27 protein-coding genes are annotated in these 24,442 nt (G+C 71.9%); 15 read left to right on the forward strand and 12 right to left on the reverse strand.

Translation table 11 applies throughout. The features are described from left to right. The first annotated feature begins 65 nt into the window (after nt 1-65). Nucleotides 66-914 (forward strand): hypothetical protein, encoded by an 849-nt coding sequence (locus ACZ4UV_RS29680; RefSeq protein ID WP_451019576.1) that lies wholly within the window; start codon nt 66-68, stop codon nt 912-914. A 4-nt stretch (nt 915-918) separates the two neighbouring features. Here the strand turns inward: ACZ4UV_RS29680 and ACZ4UV_RS29685 are convergent, their stop codons facing one another. Both ACZ4UV_RS29685 and ACZ4UV_RS29690 read right to left on the reverse strand, forming a co-directional pair. Then, nucleotides 919-1,485 (reverse strand): TetR family transcriptional regulator, encoded by a 567-nt coding sequence (locus ACZ4UV_RS29685; protein ID WP_351486579.1) that lies wholly within the window; start codon nt 1,483-1,485, stop codon nt 919-921. Further along, nucleotides 1,482-1,844 (reverse strand): DUF1304 domain-containing protein, encoded by a 363-nt coding sequence (locus ACZ4UV_RS29690; protein WP_451019577.1) that lies wholly within the window; start codon nt 1,842-1,844, stop codon nt 1,482-1,484. Before ACZ4UV_RS29690 ends, ACZ4UV_RS29685 begins: the two co-directional genes overlap by 4 nt. A 348-nt stretch (nt 1,845-2,192) precedes the next feature. Here ACZ4UV_RS29690 and ACZ4UV_RS29695 point away from each other — a divergent pair, with 348 nt between their 5' ends. From ACZ4UV_RS29695 to ACZ4UV_RS29715, 5 genes are read left to right on the forward strand one after another with little or no spacing between them, the layout of a single operon-like run. Then, a complete protein-coding gene (locus ACZ4UV_RS29695) occupies nt 2,193-4,013 on the forward strand; it encodes a sensor histidine kinase (RefSeq protein WP_451019578.1) in 1,821 nt (606 codons plus the stop codon). A 5-nt stretch (nt 4,014-4,018) separates the two neighbouring features. Then, on the forward strand, nt 4,019-4,429 hold the full coding sequence (locus ACZ4UV_RS29700) for a roadblock/LC7 domain-containing protein (protein ID WP_046733906.1): 411 nt from the start codon (nt 4,019-4,021) through the stop codon (nt 4,427-4,429). Next, entirely contained in the window at nt 4,426-4,797 is a 372-nt protein-coding gene (locus ACZ4UV_RS29705) for a DUF742 domain-containing protein (protein ID WP_089103419.1), read from the forward strand. The genes ACZ4UV_RS29700 and ACZ4UV_RS29705 overlap by 4 nt, the downstream gene beginning before the upstream one ends. Then, nucleotides 4,778-5,383, forward strand: coding sequence for a GTP-binding protein (locus tag ACZ4UV_RS29710; protein WP_351486576.1), 606 nt, complete (start codon nt 4,778-4,780; stop codon nt 5,381-5,383). The genes ACZ4UV_RS29705 and ACZ4UV_RS29710 overlap by 20 nt, the downstream gene beginning before the upstream one ends. Further along, entirely contained in the window at nt 5,380-6,630 is a 1,251-nt protein-coding gene (locus tag ACZ4UV_RS29715; protein WP_390036202.1) for a cytochrome P450, read from the forward strand. Before ACZ4UV_RS29710 ends, ACZ4UV_RS29715 begins: the two co-directional genes overlap by 4 nt. Nucleotides 6,631-6,687: 57 nt before the next feature. On the opposite strand, the gene ACZ4UV_RS29720 is transcribed toward ACZ4UV_RS29715, so the two are convergent. The 3 genes from ACZ4UV_RS29720 to ACZ4UV_RS29730 all read right to left on the reverse strand — a co-directional run bounded on the left by ACZ4UV_RS29720 (nt 6,688) and on the right by ACZ4UV_RS29730 (nt 12,183). Then, nucleotides 6,688-8,418 carry a hypothetical protein gene (locus ACZ4UV_RS29720; protein WP_451023021.1) on the reverse strand — a complete coding sequence of 577 codons (1,731 nt, stop codon included), beginning with the start codon at nt 8,416-8,418 and terminating at the stop codon, nt 6,688-6,690. 618 nt (nt 8,419-9,036) lie between these two features. Next, nucleotides 9,037-10,677: an amidohydrolase gene (locus ACZ4UV_RS29725; protein ID WP_467841983.1), complete on the reverse strand. Its 1,641-nt coding sequence runs from the start codon at nt 10,675-10,677 to the stop codon at nt 9,037-9,039. A gap of 12 nt (nt 10,678-10,689) precedes the next feature. Then, nucleotides 10,690-12,183: an APC family permease gene (locus ACZ4UV_RS29730; protein WP_451018674.1), complete on the reverse strand. Its 1,494-nt coding sequence runs from the start codon at nt 12,181-12,183 to the stop codon at nt 10,690-10,692. Nucleotides 12,184-12,311: 128 nt separating this feature from the next. Here ACZ4UV_RS29730 and ACZ4UV_RS29735 point away from each other — a divergent pair, with 128 nt between their 5' ends. Together ACZ4UV_RS29735 and ACZ4UV_RS29740 are read left to right on the forward strand one after the other, a co-directional pair. Then, nucleotides 12,312-13,040: a TetR/AcrR family transcriptional regulator gene (locus ACZ4UV_RS29735; RefSeq protein ID WP_451018673.1), complete on the forward strand. Its 729-nt coding sequence runs from the start codon at nt 12,312-12,314 to the stop codon at nt 13,038-13,040. A gap of 53 nt (nt 13,041-13,093) precedes the next feature. Further along, nucleotides 13,094-13,486, forward strand: a complete 393-nt coding sequence (locus ACZ4UV_RS29740) for a VOC family protein (RefSeq protein ID WP_451018672.1) — start codon at nt 13,094-13,096, stop codon at nt 13,484-13,486. A 5-nt stretch (nt 13,487-13,491) separates the two neighbouring features. Here ACZ4UV_RS29740 and ACZ4UV_RS29745 read toward each other — a convergent pair whose 3' ends face one another. Then, a complete protein-coding gene (locus ACZ4UV_RS29745) occupies nt 13,492-13,797 on the reverse strand; it encodes a DUF4235 domain-containing protein (protein WP_351486562.1) in 306 nt (101 codons plus the stop codon). 16 nt (nt 13,798-13,813) lie between these two features. Beyond that, nucleotides 13,814-14,830 (reverse strand): glutathione S-transferase family protein, encoded by a 1,017-nt coding sequence (locus tag ACZ4UV_RS29750; RefSeq protein ID WP_467841988.1) that lies wholly within the window; start codon nt 14,828-14,830, stop codon nt 13,814-13,816. A gap of 302 nt (nt 14,831-15,132) precedes the next feature. On the opposite strand from ACZ4UV_RS29750, the gene ACZ4UV_RS29755 reads away from it, so the two are divergent. Further along, nucleotides 15,133-16,050 carry a cation diffusion facilitator family transporter gene (locus tag ACZ4UV_RS29755; RefSeq protein WP_390036188.1) on the forward strand — a complete coding sequence of 306 codons (918 nt, stop codon included), beginning with the start codon at nt 15,133-15,135 and terminating at the stop codon, nt 16,048-16,050. A gap of 164 nt (nt 16,051-16,214) precedes the next feature. On the opposite strand, the gene ACZ4UV_RS29760 is transcribed toward ACZ4UV_RS29755, so the two are convergent. Further along, nucleotides 16,215-16,655, reverse strand: coding sequence for a nitroreductase family deazaflavin-dependent oxidoreductase (locus ACZ4UV_RS29760; protein WP_390036186.1), 441 nt, complete (start codon nt 16,653-16,655; stop codon nt 16,215-16,217). Nucleotides 16,656-16,788: 133 nt separating this feature from the next. Then, nucleotides 16,789-17,412 carry a LysE family transporter gene (locus ACZ4UV_RS29765; RefSeq protein WP_390036184.1) on the reverse strand — a complete coding sequence of 208 codons (624 nt, stop codon included), beginning with the start codon at nt 17,410-17,412 and terminating at the stop codon, nt 16,789-16,791. Between the two features lie 293 nt (nt 17,413-17,705). Between ACZ4UV_RS29765 and ACZ4UV_RS29770 the strand changes: the two genes are divergently transcribed. After that, nucleotides 17,706-18,947: a cytochrome P450 gene (locus tag ACZ4UV_RS29770; RefSeq protein ID WP_390036182.1), complete on the forward strand. Its 1,242-nt coding sequence runs from the start codon at nt 17,706-17,708 to the stop codon at nt 18,945-18,947. A 12-nt stretch (nt 18,948-18,959) separates the two neighbouring features. Beyond that, a complete protein-coding gene (locus tag ACZ4UV_RS29775) occupies nt 18,960-19,160 on the forward strand; it encodes a ferredoxin (protein ID WP_293991516.1) in 201 nt (66 codons plus the stop codon). Here ACZ4UV_RS29775 and ACZ4UV_RS29780 read toward each other — a convergent pair. Next, complete coding sequence (locus tag ACZ4UV_RS29780) at nt 19,157-19,783, reverse strand: sigma factor-like helix-turn-helix DNA-binding protein (RefSeq protein ID WP_467841994.1); 627 nt, start codon at nt 19,781-19,783, stop codon at nt 19,157-19,159. The genes ACZ4UV_RS29775 and ACZ4UV_RS29780 overlap by 4 nt on opposite strands. Before the next feature lie 72 nt (nt 19,784-19,855). After that, nucleotides 19,856-20,407: a TetR/AcrR family transcriptional regulator gene (locus tag ACZ4UV_RS29785; protein WP_451018667.1), complete on the reverse strand. Its 552-nt coding sequence runs from the start codon at nt 20,405-20,407 to the stop codon at nt 19,856-19,858. Between the two features lie 88 nt (nt 20,408-20,495). Here ACZ4UV_RS29785 and ACZ4UV_RS29790 point away from each other — a divergent pair, with 88 nt between their 5' ends. The 3 genes from ACZ4UV_RS29790 (at nt 20,496) to ACZ4UV_RS29800 (ending at nt 22,573) form a co-directional block, all read left to right on the forward strand. Further along, nucleotides 20,496-20,954, forward strand: coding sequence for a nuclear transport factor 2 family protein (locus ACZ4UV_RS29790; protein ID WP_451018666.1), 459 nt, complete (start codon nt 20,496-20,498; stop codon nt 20,952-20,954). A 21-nt stretch (nt 20,955-20,975) separates the two neighbouring features. Beyond that, nucleotides 20,976-21,509 carry a flavoprotein gene (locus tag ACZ4UV_RS29795; RefSeq protein WP_451018665.1) on the forward strand — a complete coding sequence of 178 codons (534 nt, stop codon included), beginning with the start codon at nt 20,976-20,978 and terminating at the stop codon, nt 21,507-21,509. A 95-nt stretch (nt 21,510-21,604) separates the two neighbouring features. Then, entirely contained in the window at nt 21,605-22,573 is a 969-nt protein-coding gene (locus ACZ4UV_RS29800; protein WP_451018664.1) for an aldo/keto reductase, read from the forward strand. Nucleotides 22,574-22,670: 97 nt separating this feature from the next. Here the strand turns inward: ACZ4UV_RS29800 and ACZ4UV_RS29805 are convergent, their stop codons facing one another. Continuing rightward, nucleotides 22,671-23,453 carry a phytanoyl-CoA dioxygenase family protein gene (locus ACZ4UV_RS29805; protein ID WP_390036168.1) on the reverse strand — a complete coding sequence of 261 codons (783 nt, stop codon included), beginning with the start codon at nt 23,451-23,453 and terminating at the stop codon, nt 22,671-22,673. A gap of 69 nt (nt 23,454-23,522) precedes the next feature. On the opposite strand from ACZ4UV_RS29805, the gene ACZ4UV_RS29810 reads away from it, so the two are divergent. Beyond that, a complete protein-coding gene (locus tag ACZ4UV_RS29810) occupies nt 23,523-24,419 on the forward strand; it encodes a helix-turn-helix domain-containing protein (protein WP_467842000.1) in 897 nt (298 codons plus the stop codon). Nucleotides 24,420-24,442 lie beyond the last annotated feature (23 nt).

Genomic DNA, 24,442 nt, shown 5'->3' on the forward strand with positions numbered 1-24,442 from the left:
GTGTGAACGTTCCGGCCCGCCCCGGCGTCGAAGGACGGCAACGGTGGCGAGCGGCAGGGGTGGGCATGCGCAGAGGTCTGGCGGCGGCGACGGTACTGGTGGCGGCCGCGGCGATGGGCTGCGACGGCGCGAGCGGGCCGGACGTCGTGGTCGAGGGGACGCCGCCGGCGACGCCGTACCGCGGGCCGCTGGACATCCCCACGAAGGAGGTCGACGCGACCACCGCACAGGCCATGCGCACCGCCTCCGGCGCGGCCGGCCGCGCGCTGGAGTGCGACGGGGAGATCTACTGGGGCACCGGGCCCGACGGCTGGAGCGACAGTGACGGCGGCGACTCGCCCGAGGACGGTCTGCGGCTCTTCTTCGACATGTTCGACCCGGAGGTGCCGCGCGACGGCTACCGCGTGGAGCGGCGGGACGCGGACCGGGTGCTGTACTCCTACGACGTCGGCGGGCGCACGAAGGTGGCCGTCGTGGTCGCCAGGGACCAGCAGGACAGGCCCGGTTGGGGGCCGGAGACCAACGCCTCCTGCGATCCCTCGGAACTCCCGGCGAGCGTGACGTCGGGCCCGGAATGGCCCGAGATCTGGACCGACGCCCACGGCCGCCGGGTACCGGTCTCGAAGATCACCAGCTCCGCCGGCGACGGGCACTGCGGCTGGCAGTCCGCGCACTTCCTGACGGTCGGCGGCAGGACCTACGTCCGCGATCCCCACGGCGTGTTCGCCCACGACTCCGTACTCGCCGGGCGTTACGACGGTGCCACCACGATGCCCGCCGACGCGCACGACACCGGATACCGCTTCCGTGCCTGGCGGCTCTGGCTGACGGACGACGGCGGCACGGCGTACGTCCGCACTCCGCACGGCGTGGAGGCCTGGCCGAAGGAGCGGCGCGGTTTCGCCTGCGACTGACCGCTCAGCGGCTCATGTGCAGGGCGACCAGCAACTGCCAGACCTGGTCCGCCACGTCGTCGGCGCCCGCGTCCAGCAGGCCGTGCAGCCAGTCGGCCAGCACCCCGGCGAAGGTGGCGGCCACCGCCGACGCCACCAGCGGGGCGTCCGCCGCGCCCACCAGCTCCCGCTCGGCCAGGCTGCGCGCCCGCAGGTCGCGGTGCAGGACCCGGCCCAGCGGACCCCCACCGCCGGGCGCGAGCAGCTCCCGGTACAGCGCGGCGTGCGGGACCAGCCCGGCGAAGAACTCCCGCAGCGCCGGCGGTGCGTGCACCGGGTCCGGCCGGCCGCGCCAGGCGTGCAGCGCGTCGACGGCTTCCCGTACGACGTCCGCACAGGCGTCGACCGCCAGTGCCTCCAGGCCGTCGTAGTGGACGTAGAACGTGGCCCGGCCCACCCCGGCCCGGCGCGCCACCGCGGCCACGGCGGCCTCGGCGAGCGGTCGTTCGGCGCACTCCTCCAGGAGGGCCGCCCGCAGCCGAGCCCGGGTGCGGGCGGCCCGCGGGTCCGCCACGGCCGGTCGGCCGGTCATCGGGCGGCGAGGACGGCGGCCAGGGCGAGCGCGCCGGGCAGCGCCTGCGCGAACAGGATCCGCCGGTTGGCGGTGACCGCGCCGTACACCCCCGCCACCACCACGCACGACAGGAAGAACACCTGGGCCCGGAAGCCGGTCGGGTCGGCGGCCACCAGTCCCCACACCAGGCCGGCCGCCAGGAACCCGTTGTAGAGGCCCTGGTTGGCGGCGAGCGGCGCGGTCCGCCGGGCCAGGTCCGCATCGAAGCCGTGGAAGCGCATCCCGGGGCTCTTCTGCCACAGGAACATCTCCAGCACCAGGATGTACGCGTGCAGCGCGGCGACCAGCCCGACCAGCACGTTCGCCAGGATTTCCATGATCGACGGACCCTCCCCATCTCTTGAACAGGTGTCCACTATAGCTGGACAGGTGTCCAGGATGCCAAGGGGCCTGAAGGCTCGGGGTTTGGGGGTGCATGTCCTGAAGTCGTGGACCGGAATGGGTATTTGTTGATTTGCCGCCAACTGGCGGAGCGTGACGGAACCCTCACTTCCTCTGCTCGCCGAGGTTGATCCTTTGGGGTTCAAACCCGATAAGCTCCCTTCCGTCACAGCGAGTTGACGTACCCCAGGGTGGGTCCGTCCCGCCGTGCGTACTCGTGAGTGCGGTCTTCGCACACCGCCCCTGTTCGCTGTTGTTCGATCGTGTTGCTTCGAGGGATGCAGATGGAACTCGCCTCTCCGCCGCCGGCGGCGCGGGCCCCTGTCGCCTGGTACAGCTGGTGGCTGATGCCGCTGGCCTTAGGGGGAGGGACGGTCGCCGCCACGTTCATGAGCTCGGAGCGAATAACGGCGGCCGTCGCCGGCGCCGCGGCCACCGCCGCGAGCTCGGTGTGCGTGCGCCTGCTGATCCGCACGCAGCGCCAACTGCGCAGCGCCGAAGGGTCGTTCCGCAGCTCGCAGGCCGAGCACTCCCAGCAGTGGCAGCAGCATGTCTCGGGCCTGGAGCGCAAGTTCTCCGCCGAGCGCGCCACCCTGGAGGGCCGGCTCGACGAGCAGGCGGCCGCGTTCGACGCCCAGGCGGCGGAGCAGACGGCCGCCTTCGAGGCCCGGCTTGCCGACCGGACCGCCCACTACGACGCCCAACTGGCCGAGCAGGCCCGGGCGTACGAGGAGCGGCTCGCCGACCAGCTGAAGTCCTCCGACGCACAGCTCGCCGACCAGGCCGAGGTCTGGCAGGACCAGGTCACGCACCAGCGGGCCGCGATCTCCCGGCTCGCCGGCGAGCAGCTGCCCGAGGCGCTGAAGCGGCTGCGTGACGGCGAGGCCATCGACGACCTGCTGCCCGTCACCGAGCAGTGCGCCAAGGTCGACAAGGACGTCCAGGCCGATCTGCGTCGCATCCTGCGGACCTCGCTGATCGGTGTGGAGGAGGAGTTCAACCGCTCCACCTCCGCCGAGCAGGCCGTGATCAGCATCGGCAACCGCATCCATGTCCTGACCAGCAAGCTGCGCGGCCGGCTGCACGAGATGCAGGGCGAGCACGGCCGGCTGCCCGCCGTGGCCCGCGGTCTGATGGAGCTCGACCAGGAACTCGGCCCAGCCGACTCGCTCGCCGCCAGTATCGGCGTGCTGGGCGGCTCGGACCGCCCCGGCCGCCAGTGGCAGGAGCCCCAGCGCCTGCTCAGCGTGGTGCGAGGCGGCATCGGCCGGATCAAGGACTTCCACCGCGTCGAGGTCCGGCATCTGCCCGAACTCGGCGTCGACGGCGGTCTGGTGGACCACCTCACCCTGATCTTCTCCCACCTGCTCGACAACGCGGCCCGCTACTCGCCGCCCACCGAGCCGGTCGTCGTCTCCGGCAAGGAGGTGCCGAACGGCGTCGGCATCGAGATCCAGGACTCCGGCAAGGGCCTGAGCGAGGAGAAGAAGCGCGAGGCCGAGCACTCCCTGGCGGGCACCGACGCCGGACCCGGTATCGGGGGCATCTCCGAGGACGCCAACATCGGCCTGCGGGTGGTCGGCATCCTCGCCCGCCGCTACGGCATCCGGGTCACCTTCGCGGACTCGCCCTGGCTCGGCACCTCGGTGGTCGTCGTGGTCCCGCACAAGTTCTTCAGCCCGCTGCCCGCGGCCCCCGCCGCCCCGGCCCCCGCGACGGCCGCCCCCGCCGCCGCGTCCCCGGTGCAGGCGCACGGCCCGGTCGCCGTCGAAACCGTCACTCAGCCGGAGTCCGGCGAGGCCCTGGACACCACCCCGGGCGGACTGCCCCGGCGGCGCAGCCGGCGCCGCGACGAGGAGCAGCCCGAGGTGCGCGCCCCGCGCACGGAGGGCACCGCGTTCCCCGCGGTGCCGCCCGAGGAGTCCTTCGCGGGCCTGGCCGCCTTCGCCACCGCGGGCCGCGCGCCCGCGGCGGACGAAGCCGCAGACAGCGAGGCCGAGTTGACCGGAGACGAAGACGACCCGGCACCCGCGAGCCCGGCCGGCGCCGATGACGCCGCCGCCGGACGCGAGTCCGCCGAGCACCGCACTGAAGAGAGCGACTAGTCCACATGACGCAACAGGGAACCGACGTGAGCTGGGCGCTCCGTGATCTGGTGGAGAGCATCCCGGAGATCCGTTTCGCCCTCGTGGCCTCCAGCGACGGCAAGGCCATCACCTCCTTTGGTGCCGAGGACCCCGACGACGTGGACCGCTTCGCGGCCGTGGTGGCAGGGCTCCAGGCCCTGGCCCAGCCGGTCGCCGAGCAGTTCCCCAAGTACGCGGGGCAGCTGCGACTGGCGATGATCGAGGTCGACGGCGGTCACCTCTTCGTCGTACGGGCCGGTGTGGAGACGTATCTCGGGGTCCTCGCCCGCGAAGGACTCGACCAGGGGCTGCTCGGCCATCAGATGAGGGATCTTTCCCGGCGGATGGGCGAGCTGCTCGGCACCTCTCCGCGCCTGGAGGAGCACTCTGGATGAGTGCTCCCCGCCGACCGTCGGATCCGTCCGGTCTCGAACGTTATTACGTCCTCACCGGGGGACGCAGCGGACCGGGCGGGTCGGCGTCGAGCCTCGACGTGGCCACCCTCGTCGTCTCCCGCACCGCCCCCGTCCCGGGGATGCAGCACGAGTACGAGGAGATAGTCCGGCGCTGCCGTGATCCGCTGTCGGTGGCCGAACTCACCGCCCATCTCGGATTGCCCTTCAACATTCTCGCGGTGCTGTTGGCGGATCTGCTGGACGCAGGCCGTATTGAAGCCCGTGATCCCATTCCGGCGCACCACGCCGGACGCGGGCCTGACCTCGCGCTCCTCCAGGAGGTACTCAGTGGACTTGAAAGGCTTTGACCATCCCGGCGACCCCGGTGCCGGGGGGACCCGCTCGGTCAAGGTGATGATCGCCGGGGGGTTCGGCACCGGGAAGACCACCATGGTCCGCTCCGTCAGCGACATCAAGCCGCTCACCACCGAGGAGACACTCACCCAGGCCACCGTCGGCGTCGACAACCTCATCGGCGTCGCCGACAAGGCCGAGACCACGGTCAGCCTCGACTTCGGCAAGATCAGCATCAACGAGAACCTGATGCTGTACCTGTTCGGCACCCCCGGACAGGAACGGTTCTGGTTCCTGTGGAACGGCCTGTTCAAGGGTGCGCTCGGTGCGATCGTCCTGGTGGACACGCGTCGGCTGGCCTCCAGCTTCCGGGCGATCGAGGAGATGGAGCGGCAGAACGTGCCGTTCGTCATCGCCCTGAACGTCTTCCCGGACTGCAAGGAACACCCCATCGAGGAGATCCGGGACGCCCTCGACATCTCCCCGCACACCCCGATCGTGGCCTGTGACGCCCGTGACCGGGCCTCCAGCCGTGACGTACTGATCGCCCTGATACGTCATTTGAAGGAACGCTCCGCCGTCGCACTGGAGCCCCGATGAACGAGCAGAACGCCGACAGCCCCGACGTCCCGCGCGGCTGCCCGGTCGCGCACGGTTCGGCCGAACTGACCCGGCTGTACGGGTCCGAGGCGGCGACCGACCCGTTCGGCATCTACGAGCGGCTGCGCAAGGAGCACGGCTCCGTCGCGCCGGTGCTGCTGGAGGGCGACATCCACGCCTGGCTGGTGCTGGGCTACCGGGACGGCCGGCGGGTGCTCGACAATCCCCGCCAGTTCGCCCGGGACGCGCGGATCTGGCGGGACTGGCGGGAGGGCCGGGTCGCGGAGAACCATCCGCTGGTCCCGATGGTCGCCTGGCGCCCCGACTGCGTGTCGCAGGACGGCGAGGCGCACCGCCGGCTGCGCGGTGCCGTCAACGACGGCCTCCAGGCCGCCGTGGGCCGCGGTATCCGGCGCCATGCCACCTACTTCGCCAACAAGCAGATCGACGCGTTCGCGGCCGACGGTCGCGCCGACCTGGTCGCGGACTACGCCGGCTACCTGCCGATGCTGATCCTCACCCGCATCCTGGGCCTCACCGAGGCGGAGGGGCGCCGGCTCGTCGAGTCCAGCGCCCGGCTGTTCCAGGGCGGCGAGGACGCGATCCTGCACGACGGCATCATCAAGGAGATCCTCGGCGGACTCGTCGACCGCAAGCGGGCCGAGCCCGGCTCCGACTTCACCACCGGTCTGCTGGAGCATCACGCGGCCCTCGACCACGACGAGGTCGTGAGCCATCTGCGCCTGGTGCTGGTGGCCGGGCACAGCACCACCAGCAATCTCCTGGCCCGGGTGCTGCAGCTCGTCCTCACGGACGCCTCGCGGCTCGCCGGCCTGACCAGCGGTCAGGTGACCATCACCGCGCTGGTGGAGGAGGTCATGTGGAACTCTCCTCCGCTGTCCGTCCTGCCGGGGCGCTTCGCCGTCAGCGACGTGGAGCTGGGCGGGCACCGCATCGAGGAGGGCGACCTGCTCGTCCTCGGTCTCGCACCGGGCAACCTCGACCCCGAGGTCCGGCCCGACCCGGACATCTCGGTGCAGGGCAACGAATCGCACCTGGCTTTCAGCGCGGGCCCGCACGAGTGCCCCGGGCAGAGCATCGGGATGTCCATCATCCAGATCGCGGTGGACGTCCTGTTGCACCGGCTGCCGGGCCTGCGCCTGGCCGTGCCGGCGGAGGAGCTCACCTCGACCGCGTCCACATGGATGTCCGTGCTGGACAGCCTGCCGGTCGAGTTCGCAGCGTAGGCCCGGACACACCGTTGCCCGGTCGGGTCACCCGACCGGGCAACGCGCGTTGGGGCGTCAGCCGTCGAGCCAGTCGCCCGCGACGCCCGTGGGCCGGTAGCCCGTGGCGTTCCAGAGGAAATGCGGGTGCGCGCAACCGAACATGTAGGCGAGCAGTGTGGTGTCCTCCCGCCCGGTCAGCGGGTCGTGCAGGGCGTGAAACCTTTCGGATCCCACCACACCGGCGTCCTGCTGGACCTGACGAGCGAGGTCCGGGGACGGCGCGGCACTGGACGCCTCCACGGCGGCGATGTAGGTGCGGCGCAGGATCTCCCAGGTGCTGTCGGTGTCGCCGTACCAGGGGCCGTGCACAGCCTCGAAGGCATGGAGCTCGGCGTCGAAGAGGGGCCATGCCCCGGGGTGCTCGGACCGGCAGCGTGCGGACAGCTCGGCGGTCCTGGGGCTCAGTGCCGGTGCGGTGGGCCGTGGCGCGATGGTGAGGGTCGTGCCGTGGGTGAGGATGCCGGTGCACGCGTTGGGCTGCAGGTCGCACAGCGGGCATCCCTCGGCCGGGGGGAGACCCTCGGTGATGCCGTCGAACCACAGGGCGTGCCGTCCCGTGAGCCCCATCCAGACGATGGTGGTGGTCAGCAGCCAGGTGTTCCACATCGGGCGATGCGCCTCGGGCGTGCAGCCGTACTTGACGAGGGCTATCGCGCAGGCAGCGTAGAAGGCCTTGGTGTGGGTGGGCATCTCGGCGAGCCAGAAGTTGCTGATCTCGCCGGTGAGGGCGTCGGCCCGGACGTCGGCCATGTCGTCGATGACGCGGCACAGCAGCAGGGAGGCGAGGTTCTCCTCCTGCCAGAGTTCCGTGTCGGGTGCGACGTGCCAGAACAGGCAGTCCAGCATCTGCAGGGCCGAGTAGGAGCTGTGGCCGAGCGGGTTGGTCTGGGGGAGCGTGACGCTGCCCGCCTCGTGCTGCTGGAGCCAGTACTCGTCGACGGACCGCTTGTGGGCCGCGAAGAGTCCGGAGACCAGGGCCCGTGCGCTGTTGGTGCTGAAACTCTCGGCCAGGCGGCCTTGGACGTGCTGGGTGAGGCGCGTGGTGTCGATGGTGTCGATAACGCGCTTGTACTCGTGGAAGACGAGGATGTCGTCCTCGAAGCGGTGGCGGTGGCCGAGGTCTCGTTCGAGGTCGTTCATCTGGCGGGTCCAGGACCATCCACCGGTCAGGACGCTGTCGAGTTCCCGGCGGTACGGCCAGGTCTTGACGGCGAGGGGGCGGCCCGCGCTCTGCCGCCAGCGGTAGTGGTCGAGTGTGCGGGCGGGGGGCGTGGGCAGGTGACGGCAGAGCGGGCAGGCGCAGTCGGTCGCCTGCTCCTCCGCGCGCGGCGGGGTGAGTGCCCGGCTCCGCCAGGCCCCTTCCAGCATCGTGCAGGTCAGCCGGCAGACCTCGGCATCGGTGCTGACCTCGGGGAAGGCCGCCTCGATCATGCGCAGCCTGGTGTCGAGGTGCCTCAACCTGGCGTAGCCCTCCTCGTCGGGCGGGAGGAACTCGCGCGGCGCCTGGTGGAGGGCTCCCGCCAGATGCAGCGTGGTGCCGGAGCGGCGGGATCCGAGCGCGTCCAGTCGCTGCTGAGCGGCGTTCTGGAAGGTCCGGTACTGATCCGTGCTCCCGTGTATGCGTTTCACGAGGAGGTCGGCCAGGGTGTTCCCCGCCTCCGCGGGCCGGAACTGGGCGCTTGGCTGCGCCGGGAGCAGGCTGTCGGCGGACGCCTCCGGAACAGCACCTGCGCCTCGGGAATTCACACCGGTCTCCTTCAAGTTGTGGTCATGACAACGGAATCGGTCGGCTGCGGTCGCCGGCGGTCGTGTCCGGGTAAGGCGGCCCCATTCGCGACGGCCTCGCAGGGCAGCCGGACGCGTGCGACCGGATCCTGCTCATGCCGCGACGAACGACCGCGAGGGGTACCACTGCCGCGTCGACGGCCGGGAAAGGGGCGCGGGTCGCCCAGGGGGCGCTGGTCCACGGCTGATGCATCCTCGACACCGCCGGCGATCCGTGGACGGCCCGCCCTCGCCGAAGCGCTCCTGCTACAGGACGAGGACCTGGGGCGCCGCCTCAGCTGTGCCGATGAGGCTGCGCACCAGGTCCATGTCCCGGATCCGGCGCGGATGACGGGCGCGCGGACTCCGGATGCTCACTGACGGGGAACTCGAAGGGCAGGTCGGAGGTGACGTCCTGAGGCATGTGTTTCCTTTCGGGCGACAGTGCGCAGAGCCCCCGTCCCTGCGAACGGGTGGCCTGTCGGCCACCCGTGCACTCGAACTGGCCTTCGTGGCTCGAAAGTTGAGCCGTGAAGCGCTACGAGGCTGCCCAGAGCGTAAATGATCTACGCGTGACCTGGCCGTGATGTGTGTTACTGCTCACGCCTCCTGAGCTGAGTACACTCGCGCGCCCCCCACGTATGTGTGCGCGACGCGTGTGTCCGCGATGCGCTCCGGGGGGCCGGCGAACGGGTCGCGGTCCAGGACCACCAGATCCGCGAGCGCGCCGACCGTCACCCGCCCGGTGTCGTCGAGGTGGTTCACGTACGCCGAACCGGCTGTGTACGCCCTGATCGCGGCCGCGAGTCCCAGCCGTTCCTCCGGCAGGAACACCGGCGCGTCGCCGCCCGGTTCGACCCGGTTCACCGCCACATGGATGCCCTGGAGCGGGTCGGGACTGCTCACCGGCCAGTCGCTGCCGCCCGCGAGCCGCGCCCCGGAGCGCAGCAGCGACCCGAACGGGTACTGCCGTCCGGCCCGTTCCGAGCCCAGGAAGGGGATGGTCAGCTCGTCCATCTGCGGCTCGTGCGCGGCCCACAGCGCCTGGATGTTCGCGGTGGCGCCCAGCCGGGCGAACCGCGGTACGTCGGTGGGGTGCACGACCTGAAGATGTGCCAGGTGGGGCCGCGTGTCGCTCATCCCGTTGGCGGCCCGCGCCGCCTCGACGGCGTCCAGGGCGTCCCGTACCGCCCGGTCGCCGAGCGCGTGGAAGTGGCACTGGAAGCCGAGGGCGTCCAGCTCGGTCACGTACGTCGGGAGTTGCCCAGGATCGATGAAACTCTTGCCCCGGTTGCGCGTCGCGCAGCCGCACTTGTCCAGGTAGGGGTCGAGCAGCGCCGCCGTGCCGTTCTCCGCGACCCCGTCCAGCATCAGCTTCACCGTGCCGGCCCGGAACCTGCCATGGCTCAACGCGGCCCGCTTCTCCACGAGTTCGGGGATCTGTTCGGCCCCGCGCTCCCGGTCCCACCACAGCGCCCCGACCACCCGCGCGGTCAGGGAGCCGTCCCGCGCCGCCGTGAGGTACGCCTCGGCCGGGTTGTCCATGCCGAGGAACTCCCCGACCAGTGCGTCCTGCCAGGCCGTGACGCCCAGCGCGTGCAGATGGCGCTGCGCGTGCAGCAGCGCCGCCAGCCGGTCCGCCGGGCCGGCCGGCGGGGCGAGCCGGCCGACCAGCTGCATCGCGCCCTCCTGGAGCGTGCCGCTCGGCACGCCGGAGGCGTCCCGCTCGATCCGCCCGTCGGCCGGGTCGGGCGTGTCGCGGCCGATTCCGGCCAGCTCCAGCGCCCGGCTGTTGACCCACGCCCCGTGATGGTCCCGGTTGGGCAGGTACACCGGCCGGTCCGGTACGACGGCGTCCAGCAGCTCCTTCGTCGGTGTGCCGCCCTCGAACGCCTCCATGGACCAGCCGCCGCCCAGGATCCAGGCCCGCTCCGGATGCGCGTCGGCGTAGGCGCGCACGGCGGCCACGGTCTCCCCGGCGGTCCGCAGCCCGGTCAGGTCGCACTGGGTCAGTTCGAGGCCCGCCGGGACCGGATGGACGTGCGCGTCCTGGAAACCGGGCAGCAGCAGCCGCCCGGCGAGGTCGACCACCTCGGTGCGCGGCCCGGCGAGCTCCCGCAGCTCCCCGGCGGAGCCGACGGCGGTGATGCGCTCACCGGTGACGGCGACGGCAGTGGCCGTGGCCGTGGGGCCCTCGTCGGTGAGGACGCGGCCACCGGTGAAGAGCAGATCTGCGTGCATGTTTCCTGTTCCTCAGTTGGGGGTCGTGAGCAGCTGGGGTGCGTCGGCATCGGTGCCCCGGCCGGTGCGGAAGTACGGCGAGCGGCGCACGTACTTCGCCCAGCCGGCCGCGACGAACCCGGAGACGATCATCGCCAGCGGGGTGGCCAGCAGGAACCACCCGTTGTCCGCGCTGACCTCGAAGTGGTCGGCGGAGGTGTAGAAGGACCAGCCGAGGTAGCCGCCGAGACCCAGCAGGGCGAGGGCGCTCAGCGCCGGGAGCACCACGGCCGCCACCCCCTGCCGCCAGTCCTCGCGCAGCAGGGAGCGGAAGCGCGCGGCGGCGGCGAGCGCGGTGAGCGCGTACGACAGGGCGACCACGATGCCGACGGCGTTCACCGTCGCCATGATCATGTCGGCGAGCCGCGGGATCACCAGGGCGAGCCCGGCGACCGTCGCGGCCAGCGCGCCGATCAGCAGCGTGCCGGCCGCCGGGGTCCCGTACCGGGCACTGACCCTGGACCACACCGGCCCGAGGGTACGGTCCCGGCTCATCGCGAACATGCCCCGCGCCGTCGGGATCACCCCGGCCTGCAGCGAGGCCACCGCCGAGAACATCAGCGCCACCAGCGGCAGCGCGGCCCACGGCTGCGCGGCCAGCCGGTCGCCGAAGAACGCCAGACCCTCGGCCCCGTGCCCGGCCAGCTCCTGCTCCGACAGCACCCGCTGGAAGGCCACCGAGCCGAGCAGGAACAGTCCCAGCATGGTCACCAGGGTGATCAGCCCGGCCCGGGAGGCGTCCCGGGGGTCGCGGACCTCCTCGTTGACGCTGAACGCGGCCTCGAAACCCCAGTAGCAGAACACCGAGAGAAGCAGGCCCTGGGCGAGCGCGGTGGCCGACGGGATCGCGAACGGGTCGAACCAGCTCAGGCTGAAGGGGTGCGGCCCGGTGACGATGCCGTAGCCGCAGAACCCGAGCAGGACCACGTACTCGAAGACCAGCAGCCCGGTCTGCAGCCGGGCGGCGGTGCGGATGCCGGTGACGGCGGTGAGGGTGACGGCGACCAGGACCACGATCCCGAGGGCCGTGGTCTGCGCCGTCGAACCGGGGTCGAGGGCGAGCGAGCCGATCCGGTGCACCCCGGCCTCTCCCGCCAGTTGCAGCAGCGCGGATCCCGTGACCGCCGTGGTGTAGGCGAGGAAGGCCACCGTCGCCACGATGTTCACCCAGCCGACCAGGAAGCCGAGCCACGGATTGAGTGAACGGCCCACCCACACGTAGCCGTTGCCCGCGTTCGGCTCCACCCGGTTCAGCCGGGAGTAGGCGCCCGCGATGCCGAGGACCGGCAGGAACGCCAGCAGCATGATGGCCGGCAGATGGAGCCCGACCACCCCGGCCGTCACCCCCAGGCCGATGCCGATGCTGGTGGTGGCCGCCGTACTGGACGCGGCGACCGCGATGCCGTCGAGGACGCCGAGGGATCTGCGCAACTCGGGGGGGTCTGCTGTGTAGGGCTGGTCGGTCATGGCCGGCACACTCCGCTCGCACCTGGGGGCCGGACGGGTCGGCCCCGGTGACGGGACATGAAACTGCCGGCGCCCTTCACAGGTCAACAGTGTTGTCATAAGGTGCCCACACGTCATGAGGAGGTCCGTTGAGCGAACGTGTCGTCCCGGCCGCCGCCCGGCAGCGACGGCGCCCCACCAAACAGGGCGTGGTCCTCTCCGAGGCCCTGATCGTGGAGACCGCGCTGCGGCTGATCGAGGAGCACGGCGCCGACGCCCTCTCCGTGCGCCGCCTCGGCCGCGCCCTGGGCGCCGACCCCAGCTCCCTCTACCGCTACTTCCGGCACACCGACGACCTGATGCTCGCCATCGCCGACGAGCTGATCGGCCGTACCCTGCGCGTCTGGCGGCCCACCGGCGACTGGCGCGCCGACCTGCGCGACCTCGGCCTGCGGATGCACGCCGGCGCCCTCGCCCATCCCCGGGCGGCGGTGCTCAGCGCCCACCGGGTGACGGGACGGACGTACGAGATCCAGGCCGTCGAGACCATCCTCGGGATACTCCGCGACGCCGGTTTCCCGGATGCCGAGGCGGTCCGCGTCTACCACGCCTTCGTCGACCAGGCCCTCGCGTACGGCGCCCTCGACTCCGCCAACACCGCACTGCCGAGGCCTGCCCGGGAGGCCGAGGCGGACGTGTGGCGGGCGACCTACGCCCGGCTGCCCGCCACCAGCCACCCGAACATCGCGGCCACCGCCGGCCACCTCGTGGCCTCGATGCGCGGCAGTTCCTATCCGGCCGCCCTCGACCTGCTGCTGACCGCGGCCGAGGCGCGGCTGGCCCGACTGGGTGCCGGTAAGCGGCTGGTGGGCGACTGAATCCGCTGATCGGGGACAGACGTGTGCCGGGAGAACCTGCCGAGGGAGGAAGCATGGCACTGGTGACCGCGGCCGTCGTGGTGCTCGACTGCGCAGAACCCGAGAAACTAGCCCAGTTCTACCGGGAGTTCCTGGACGGCGAGGAGGGCGAGGCCTCGGCCAACCTGGTCGAGATCCGGGCCACCGGCGGCTTTCGGATCGCCTTCCGGCGCGACGTCAACGCCACCCCGCCGAGCTGGCCGCGGCCCGAGAACTCGCTCCAGGCCCATCTCGACTTCCTGGTCGAGGACCTCGACGAGGCCGAGCGCCGGTTGGTCGGCCTCGGCGGACGGCCGATCGAGACGAAGGACCCGGCCGGGCCCTACGAGGAACGTGGGTACGCCGACCCGGCCGGACACTCCTTCACCCTGCGCCTGGTGCCGCCCTCGGCACCCAAGCAGGGCTGAGACACTCAGTCCCGGCCGCCCTTGCCGGCCGTCGGCCACACCCCGGTGGAGCGCTCTATCGCCGTCGCGCCGGTCCGGTCCACGGCGCTGCGCACCACCGCGAAGACCGCGCCCTGGACCGCCGCGGCCAGCAGCACCTCGCCCCAGCCGCGGTCCCGGTCCAGGGCGTCCGGCGCGTCCTCCTCGCCCCGCAGCGCCTTCCAGGTGCGGCGGAAGGCCAGTGCGCCCAGCGCCCCGCCGGCCCAGCTCAGCACGAAACCGACGGGCGCGTAGACGAGGGGGAGCTTCAGCTTCTTCCTGCTCTTGGCCATGCCTGCCTCCGCCTTCTCAGGGCCGCCCCGTGACCGCGACCTCCTCGGCCGCCCGCACCGGGCCGGGCGGCGTCCCGTCCCCGAAGGGCCGGCCGCCGAGCTCCTCCCGGTGATGGGGCGTCAGCCACCCGGCGAGATCCGGGCCGAGGGGCACGATACGGGTCGGGTTGATCCCGGAGTGGACCTGGTAGTAGTGCCGCTTGATGTGGTCGAAGTCGACGGTGTCACCGAATCCCGGCGTCTGGTAGAGGTCCCTGGCGTACGACCACAGCACCGAGTGCTCAGCGAGCTTGAAGCGGTTGCACTTGAAGTGGCCGTGGTAGACGGCGTCGAACCGCACCAGCGTCGTGAACAGCCGGATGTCGGCCTCCGTGATCGTGTCCCCGACCAGGTAGCGCTGCCCGGCCAGCCGCTCGCCGAGCAGTTCCAGCCGCCGGAACACTCCGGCGCACGCCTCCTCGTACTTCTTCTGCTCGTGCGCGAAACCCGCCCGGTAGACCCCGTTGTTGACGTCCTCGTACACCCCCGCCATCACCGCGTCGATCTCGTCCCGGTGCCGTTCCGGGTACAGGTCCGGCGCTCCGTCCCGGTGCAGTGCCGTCCATTCGGTGGCCAGGTCCAGGGTCAGCCGCTGGTAGTCGTTGGTGACCAGCTTCCCGCTCGGCACGTCCACGACGGCGGGCACGCTCACCCCGCCCGGGTAGCCGGTCTCCCGGCGGTCGTACGCCTCGCTGAGGTACCGGATGCCGAGCACCGGGTCATGGCCGCCGGGGTCGAGGGTGAAACGCCAGCTGCGGTCGTCCTGGATCGGGTCGGTGACGGCGAGCGACAGGGCGTCCTCCAGACCGAGCAGCCGTCGGGAGACCACCGCCCGGCTCGCCCACGGGCAGGCCCGGCTGACCACCAGCCGGTAGCGTCCGGCCGCCACCGGCCAGCCGTCCCGCCCGTCCGCGGTGATCCGGTCCGTGAAGTGGCTGGGGGACCGGTTGAATGCCTTGTGTCCCAGCGCGCTGTTGCCGTCGCCGCCGCTCATGCGTCCTCCTTGCCCGGGGGCCGCCCTACGGTCGATCGGGAGCCCTGAGGGGATGCGTTCCCCTATTTCCGCCTCTCGCACGGAGTGATCAGTGCGCGTCGGGGCAGTCGGCGGGCGTGAGCAGGACACCTATTCAGCAGCAGCCGAGGCAGAAGCATCCCAAACAGAAGCAGTCGGACCGGAAACAGAAGTATCTGAAACGGAAACGGTCGGAGCAGAAACAGCCGGAGGAAGAGCGCTCGGAGCAGGAGGGTTCGGAGCAGGAGGGTTCGGGGCAGCCGAAGGCCGACCGCCGGACCCGCGTGACCGTGTTCGTGGCGCTCGCCGCCAATCTGGTGATCGCGGTCGCCAAGGCCGTCGGCGGAGTCGTGGCCGGCTCGCCGGCGTTGCTGTCGGAGGCCGCGCACTCCGTCGCCGACAGCCTGAACGAGGTCTTCCTGCTGGCCGCCCTGCGCCGCAGCCGCCGCCCGCCCGACGCCCGGCACCCCTTCGGCTACGGCAAGGAGCGCTTCTTCTGGGCGCTGCTCGCGGCCGTCGGGATCTTCGTCATGGGCGGCTGCTTCTCCTTCTTCCAGGGGATCGAGGCACTGCGCGACGGCGCGGACGAGCAGCTCAGCGGCTACGTGGCCGGACTGGTCGTGCTGGGCATCGCCCTGCTCGCCGAGGGCGCGTCCCTGATCCGGGCGCTGCACCAGGCCCGCGGGGAGGACCGGGGGCTGCGCGACCCGGCGCTGCGTACGGTGATCGCCGAGGACGGCACCGCGGTGCTCGGCGTCTGCCTCGCGATCGTCGGCATGGTCCTGCACATGGTGACCGGCCAGGTCGCCTGGGAGGCGTCGGCCTCGCTGGCGATCGGCGCCCTGCTGGTGTTCGTCGCCTACCGGCTGGGCGCCGACGCCCGTGACCAGCTGATCGGGGAGGCCGCGGATCCGGAGCTCAGCGGCAGGATCCGCGAGCAACTGGAGGCGGAGTCCGAGATCGACAGTGTGGAGGCGCTCTTCACGATGCAGATGGGCCTCGAATCGACCCTGGTCGCGGCCAGGGTCGACCTGGTGCCCGGCCTCGACAGCGAGGAGGTGGAGGAGGTCCTGGTGCGCATCAAGGGGGCGCTCACCGAGACGTTCCACCAGACCGACCAGGTCTTCCTGGACGTCACCGACCGCTCCGCGCAGGAGGCACGTGAAAGCCCCGCCGCGACGGGGGAACGCGGCGGGGCCTGATGTTCGGCTGCCCGGCCCGAAGCCGGTTCATGCCTTCCGGAAACAGATTTTTCTAAATTCCGACGGTCCCCGGCCGGAATGAATTCCCGGAACCGTCAATTCCCCTGATCCGGTTCCTGCTGCTTCGGATCCGGCCACTCCGGTTCCGACTACTCCGGTTTCGACTACTTCGGTTCCAGCACGAACACCGGGATCTCCCGGCTCGTCTTCTCCTGGTAGTCGGCGTACGGCGGGTACGCCGCCACGGCCCGCTCCCACCACGCGGCTTTCTCCGCGCCGGTGACCTCACGAGCGGTCATGTCCTGCTTGACCGGCCCGTCCTGGAGCTCGACGACCGGGTGTGACTTGATGTTGAAGTACCAGACCGGATGCTTGGGCGCCCCGCCCTGCGAGGCGACCACGGCGTACGCGCCGTCGTGCTCCACCCGCATCAGCGGCGTCTTGCGGATCTTCCCGCTCTTCGCACCCAGGGTGGTGAGCAGGATGACGGGCATCCCCGTGTCCATCAGGGTCGTGCCCTCCTTCCCGCCCGAGCTCTCGTACAACTCGACCTGCTCGCGCACCCAGGCGGTCGGGCTGGGCTCGTACTCGCCCTCAAGAGGCATGAGGTCCGTCCCCTCGTCGATTCCAAGACTGACGTCACGATTCAACACGCGAAGTGCCCCGGATCATCCGTACGACACCGGTCCCGTCCCCGGGATCCCGCCCGCGTCCCGGACGCACCGGACGCCGGCCCGGTCACAGCACCATCCGGGCCGCCAGCCCCAGCATCACGCAGCTCGACAGCAGCGCCGTGACCAGGCGGCCCCGGTGGCCGGTCAGGCCGCGCCCGAGGAGCGCCCCGCCGCCCGCCAGCAGGAGCTGCCAGCTCGCGGACGCGGCGAAGGCCGCGAGGACGAAGACACCCTGCTCCAGCGGTCGTACCGCCTCGGCGGAACGCGTGCCGACCACCAGGGCGGCGAAGTAGATCACCGTCGTGGGGTTGAGCAGCGTGATCCCGAGGAGGCCGAGATACGCCCGGCCGGGGCCGGGTACCGGCCGCTCCGCCCGGGTCGCGAGCCGCCGCTCCCGGTACTGGCGCAGCGCGACCGCCGCACCGCGCACGGCGAGCGCCACCAGCACCAGGGCCGAGGCCCACCGCAGCGGCGCCAGCACCGGCAGCAGCGCCGCCGCCAGCGCGGAGCCGCCGATCGCGGCGAGCAGGGCGTACAGGCCGTCGGCGCTCGCCACGCCCAGCGCGGCGCAGGCGCCGGTCCGCAGTGACGTGCGAGCCGTGAGGGAGACTAGATATGTGCCGACCGCGCCGACCGGGACGGCGATCCCGTACCCGGCGAGCAGGCCGGCGACGAGCGCGGCCGTCACGCGCGTGCGGGCTCGGGCCTCCAGGGACGCCCCGGCTGCTGCTGGACCCGCACCCGACGGACGGTCGCGGTGGTCAGCGGCACGATGGCGTCAGGAGAGTTCATGCGCAGATCCTGGGGCCCACGTCGCCGCACCGGCAAGCGAATTTCGGCGCGGAACCGTCCCCCGACCGAACGTGGTTCGGCCAGATCACCGGGTGCAGCGATCTGGCTGAACTTCCGGTCGCCCCATAGGTGCCCCGAGCATCTAATGAAGATCGGCACGACGTACGACACTCGTCTGCGAGGTCTTCCATGAACGAACTTACGGACCTGACGGAACCCATCCCTCCCACCGGCCGGGCCGAACCCGTGGCCTGGCCGCAGGACCGCACGTGCCCCTACCACCCGCCCACCGGCTACGACCCGCTGCGGGACGGAACCCCGCTGTCCCGTATCCGTCTCTACGACGGCCGCACCGCCTGGGCGGTCACCGGCCACGGCGCGGCCCGGGCGCTGCTCTCCGACCCCCGGCTCTCCAGCGACCGCCGGCGCGAGGACTTCCCGATGCCGAACGCCCGGTTCGCGGTGGCCCGGGAGCGCCGCCAGGTCGCCCTGCTCGGACTCGACGATCCCGAGCACCAGACCCAGCGCCGCATGCTGATCCCGGACTTCACCCTCAAACGCGCGACCGGGATGCGGCCCGCCATCCAGCGGATCGTCGACGAGCTGCTCGACCGGATGATCGCCGCGGGACCGCCCGCCGACCTGGTGAGCTCCTTCGCGCTGCCCGTGCCGTCCATGGTCATCTGCGACCTGCTCGGTGTGCCCTACGCCGACCACGAGTTCTTCGAGGCACAGTCCCGGCGGCTGCTGCGCGGTCCGGCGCCCGCCGACTCCCTGGACGCGCGCGAAAAACTGGAGGCCTACCTGGGCGACCTGGCCGACCGCAAGAGCCGGGACGAGGTGCCCGGCGAAGGCGTCCTCGACGACCTCGTCCACGAGCGGCTGCGCGAGGGCGCCCTGGACCGCCAGGAGGTCGTCTCGCTCGCGCTCATCCTGCTGGTCGCCGGGCACGAGACCACCGCCAACATGATCTCGCTCGGCACCTTCACCCTGCTCCAGCAGCCCGAGCGGCTCGCCGAGCTGCGCGCAGACCCCGCGCTGGTGCCGGCCGCCGTCGAGGAACTGATGCGGATGCTGTCCATCGCCGACGGGCTGCTGCGCGTCGCCCTGGAGGACATCGAGCTGGACGGCACCACCATCCGCAAGGGCGACGGGGTCCTCTTCGCGACCTCGGTCATCAACCGCGACGAGTCCGTGTACGACGACCCCGACACCCTCGACTGGCACCGCCCGGCCCGCCACCACGTGGCCTTCGGCTTCGGCATCCACCAGTGCCTGGGCCAGAACCTGGCCCGCACCGAGCTGGAGATCGCCCTGCGCACCCTGTGGGAGCGGCTCCCGGACCTGCGGCTCGCCGCACCGCCGGAGGAGATTCCCTTCAAACCCGGCGACACGATCCAGGGGATGCTGGAACTCCCCGTGACCTGGTAAGAGGCTCCTGCCATGCACATCGAGATCGACAGGGACGTCTGCATCGGCGCGGGGCAGTGCGCCCTGACCGCCCCTAACGTCTTCACCCAGGACGACGACGGCTTCAGCGCCCTGCTCCCCGGCAAGGCGGACGGCGGCGGCGACCCGCTGGTCAAGGAGGCGGCCCGAGCCTGCCCGGTGCACGCCATCACGGTCGGGGAACCGACGGGTTAGGCAGCCGCCGGCGCGTCGAGCACCGCCACCTCCAGCCCGCGCAGCCGCACCGGGTCGGCGACCACCTCGTACGCCGCCACCCGGTCGCCCTCGACGGTGACCCGCAGGACGTACCGCAGCCGTCCGCGCGGGGCGACGACGAGGCCGACCCGGCCGTCCACCAGGGCCGGTACGGCGAACCGGGCGCGTTCGCGCAGCAGCGCCGTGCCCTCCGCGACCGCCCGTGCGCCCCGCAGCTCCGTCGCCATGCCCGGCGGCAGGGTCGCGGGGTCGGCGTGCCGGACCACGTCAGGGGTGAGCAGGCCGAGCGGTGCGCCCAGGTCACCGCCCCGGGCGGCGGCCAGGAACGCCTCCACGACCCCGCGGTGCCGGTCCTGCTCGGCGGCCGGCGGCGCGGGCGTGCCCCGGACCTTGTGCCGGGCCCGGCTGGCGAGCTTCTTCGCGGCCGGCAGCGAGCGGTCGGTGATCGCCGCGATCCGCTCGAACGGCGCTCCGGACAAATCGTGCAGCACGAACGCCACCCGCTCGGCCGGGCATGGGGGTCCCCCGGTTCGAGCGAAGCCGAGAACTGGGGGAGTCTCCAGCACCACCAGCAGGGCGAGCCCCACCGACTCGGCCAGCACGGCCTCCTCCGGCCCGTCACCGGCCGCCTGCTCCGGGAGGTCCTCGCCGTACGGTGCCGCCGTGCGCCGACCTCACCCGGCGCGCAGCAGCACCCAGGCCGCCGCGCGGGCCTCCGCCGCGGGCTCCGCGCTCCCGGTGACGCCCGCGGTGACCATCGCCCCCTCGGCGAGCAGGAACAGTGGCCCGGTGAGCGCGGAGTCCAGCCCGGCGTCGGCCACCAGCTCCGCGAGGTAGTCCCGGAACGCCCGCTTGTGGCCCCGCACCTGGGTCACTACGCGGGGCGAGGTGGCGCCGAGCTCGCCGTACGCGTTGATCCAGGCGCACCCCCGGAAGTCCGCCTCCCCGAACCACCCCTCCAGCCAGTCGAAGACCGCGAGCAACCGCTCCCGGGGATCCTCGTGCCGCCGGACGTGCTCGGCGAGCCGCTGCCGCCAGCGGACGTCCCGCCGCTCCAGATAGGCCTCCACGAGCTGGTCCTTCGCGGGGAAGAGCTGGTAGAGCCGTTTGAGGGAGACGCCGGAGGCGCCGCGTATGTCGTCCATGCCGACGGACTGCACCCCGCGCCCGTAGAACAGCCGTTCGGCGGCGTCCAGGGCCTGCTCACGCGCGACCGCGCTGTCCATGGGCCACTCCTTGACGAGAGAACGTGCGTTCTCCTACGGTAGCAGCGACCCGGAGAACGTGCGTTCTCTGTTCGACCAGGAGGAGACCATGGCCGACCGACCGCCCCTGCCGCCCTTCACCCGGGAGACCGCCGTCCAGAAGGTCCAGGCCGCCGAGGACGCCTGGAACACCCGCGATCCCGGGCGGGTGGCGCTCGCCTACTCCGAGGACTCGGTATGGCGCAACCGCGGTACCTTCGTGACCGGCCGCGCCGCGATCGTCGAGTTCCTCACCGCGAAATGGGCCCGCGAACTCGACTACGCGCTCCGCAAGGACCTGTGGGCCTTCGACGGCGACCGCATCGCGGTCCGCTTCCAGTACGAGTGCCACGACGCGGACGGCCAGTGGTGGCGCTCGTACGGCAACGAGCTGTGGGAGTTCGACGGGCACGGACTCATGACCCGGCGCGAGGCCGGCATCAACGACGTCCGGATCGAGGAGCACGAGCGCCGGATCCACGGTCCGCGCCCGGAGTCCGAGCGGGGCCTGTCCTTCCCGCTCCGGTAGCCCCCCGCATAGGGTTCCCGGATGACCGACGAGCCCCGCAAGCCCTTCCTCTACCTGGTCGTCTGCGCCGCCGGTATCGCCGCGGGCGTCGGCAGGCTCATCACCGCGGCCCAGGAACGCGGCTGGGAGGTCGGGGTCATCGCCACACCCGTGGCCATGAACGGCTTCTTCGACACCGCGGAGGCGGAGGCGCGAACCGGCCGTCCGATCCGGTCGGCCTGGCGCCGCCCCTCCGATCCGCGCCCCTTCCCCGCGCCGGACGCCGTCGTCGTCGCCCCCGCCACCTTCAACACCGTCAACAAGTGGGCCGCCGGGCTCGCCGACACCCTCGCCGTCGGCACCCTGTGCGAGGCCCTGGGGCTCGACGTCCCGATCGCGGTCCTGCCCTGCGTCGCCGGCGCGCTGGCCGCACACCCCGCCTACCAGGAGAGCCTGGCCCGGCTGGGCGCGCTGGGCGTCCGCTTCGGCGACCCCTACGCCGGCGAGGCCGAAGCGGACGGCGGGCGCCCCGAGTTCGCCTGGGAACGGGCGCTCGACCTGCTGGAGCGGCCCTGACACCGGCCGACAACCACCGCCACGACAGGAGACCGGCCGGCCGGGCGACGTACGCTCGCCTCTGTACGACGTGATCTCGACGGTGGGAGACAACGATGGAGTACGTGAAGCTCGGCCGCACCGGTATGGACGTGTCCCGGATCTGCCTCGGCTGCATGACCTACGGCCTGCCCGACCGCGGCACCCACGAGTGGACCCTCGACGAGGAGGCGACCCGCCCGCTGATCAGGCAGGCGCTGGAGGCGGGCATCAACTTCTTCGACACCGCCAACGTCTACTCGGACGGCACCAGCGAGGAGATCGTCGGCAAGGCGCTGCGCGACTTCGCCCGGCGCGACGAGATCGTCCTCGCCACCAAGGTGCACGGCCGGATGCGCCCCGGCCCCAACGGCGGCGGGCTGTCCCGCAAGGCGATCCTCACCGAGATCGACCACAGCCTCAGCCGCCTCGGCACCGACTACGTCGACCTCTACCAGATCCACCGCTACGATCACGCCACGCCGGTCGAGGAGACGATGGAGGCGCTGCACGACGTCGTCAAGGCGGGCAAGGCGCGCTACATCGGGGCGAGTTCGATGTACGCCTGGGAGTTCTCCAAGGCCCAGTACACGGCCGAGCTGGGCGGCTGGACCAAGTTCGTGTCCATGCAGAACCACTACAACCTCCTCTACCGCGAGGAGGAGCGCGAGATGCTGCCGCTCTGCGCCGACCAGGGCGTGGGCGTGCTGCCGTGGAGCCCGCTGGCCCGGGGCCGCCTCACCCGCGACTGGGGCACGGTCACCGAGCGCAGCGCGAACGACAACTTCGGCAACCGCCTCTACCAGGAGGGCGACCGCGCCATCGTCGAGGCGGTCACCCGCATCGCCGGCGACCGGGGCATCCCACGCGCCCAGGTGGCCCTGTCCTGGCTCCTCCACCAGAACACGGTGACCGCCCCGATCATCGGCGCGTCAAAACCGAACCACCTCGAGGACGCGGTGGCGGCAGTGCAACTGGAGCTCAGCGACAAGGAACTGGAAGAGCTGGAGCAGCCCTACGGCCCCCATCCCATCTCCGGCCACTGAGGCGCGCCCCTGCTTTTTGCTTTCAGGGGCGCGGGGCTGTGTCAATTTGCGGCTCCGCCGCGTGGGTGCGACCAACCCCCACTCACCGGCACCCGCATCACGACCGCTCGGTCCCGCACGGTCCACCCCCTTCGCTCTTCAGCAAAGGAACAGGTTCCCCACCCATGGACAACGTCCGGTAGTACCCGCCGATCCGCTCCGCCGACCGCCCCACGTAGTGCCCGATGAACGACCGTCGGCTGCGCCCGGCGGAGCGATTGGGCTGGGACCCGTGCACCAGACTCCCGTTGAAGAACAGCACATCCCCCGGCCCCATATCGACCGGCACCGCCGCGAGCCCCTCCGGCGGTGCCACGTACTCCCGCGCGAACGACAGCTCCGCATCCGACTCCTCCGGGCAGAACAGGTCCATCCGGTGCGTCCCGGGCACCACCTCGAGGCCGCCGTTCTCCCGGTCGATCGCCTCACAGGCGACCCACGCCGCGACACACGTCCCCGGCTCCACCCGCAGATAGAAGTTGTCCTGATGCAGCGCCTGCCCCCGGGCCCCCGGTGGCTTGAAGTAGAACATGCTCTGCGCGGCCAGCACCTCCTCCCCGAACAGCGCCTCCAGGACCACCCGCAACCGCGCGTCCAGCAGGAACCGCCGCGCGAGCGCACTGATCTCGTGAGGCTGCATCACCCGCGGATACCGCTGCAGCGGATCCCCCGTCGGCTTCGGCTCGAAGTGCCCCGGCACGACCCGCCCCGCCGCGTGCAGCGCCTCGAACTCCGCGCACAGCCGCTCGATCTCGTCGTACCCGAACAACCCCCGTACGACGGTGAACCCGTCCTCCTCGAACTGCCGCACTACGGTGCTGTCGATGCCCGTGGCTGTCATGGCCGCCCTCCTCGCTCCGGTGCCCTGGACCTGTCACGCTAGGCCGACGCCACCGCGGAGAGGATGCCCATGAGCGCTGCGGAGTTGCCCGGCACTGCTGTCCCGGCCCCGCCGCCGGGCATGGTCGTCACCGGCCGCTACGACGAGGGACCCGGCTACCGGATCAACCGCCCCGAGGGGGCGAGCAGCTGGCTGCTCACCTGGACGACGGACGGCTGCGGCCTGCTCCGGCAGGGGGCCGTGGAGACGCCCGCGCGCGCCGGCGACCTCGTCGTCCTCGCCCCCGGCGTCCCGCACAGCTACGCCGTCGGGCTTGGCGCGCACCGCTGGCGGTTCTGGTGGACCCACTGCCAGGTCCGCCCCCACTGGACCCCGTGGCTGGCTCCGCGCGCCCTCGGCGACGGCGTGTACGCCGTCGGCGCCCCGGACGGTACCCACGCCCGGATCGAGGCGGCCTTCCACCGCGTGCTCGCCGACTCCCGCTGGACCGGCACCGGCGCGCCGCCCGCCCCCGCACCCGGCGACGCCCCCGTTGCCGTCGCGCACGGCAGCGCGGCACGCGAACTCGCCCTGTGCGCGCTGGAGGAGGTCGTCCTGCTCGCCACCGCCGGCGCGCACCTGGCGGTGCCCGGCCCGGCCGCCGAGGACGCGCGGGTGCGCCGCGCCGAGGAACTGATCGCCGCCGACCCGGGCGCCCCGCACACGGTCCGCTCGCTCGCCGCGCGTGTCGCGCTGTCGCCGTCCCGGTTCGCCCACCTTTTCACCGGTCAGACCGGCGTGCCGCCCATGCGCGCACTGCGCGAGGCCCGGCTGCGACACGCCGCCCGGCTGCTGGAGAGCACCGACCTGACCGTCGAGCGGGTCGCCGCCGCGTCCGGATTTCCCAGCCCGTTCCACTTCAACCGGGTTTTCCGAGAAAGATACGGTGTCCCGCCCGGCGCCTACCGGTCCGGTGAACGCCTGTAATGCGTGCGGCTATTGGTTCCCGG

This window comes from Streptomyces sp. NPDC028289, assembly GCF_055565975.1.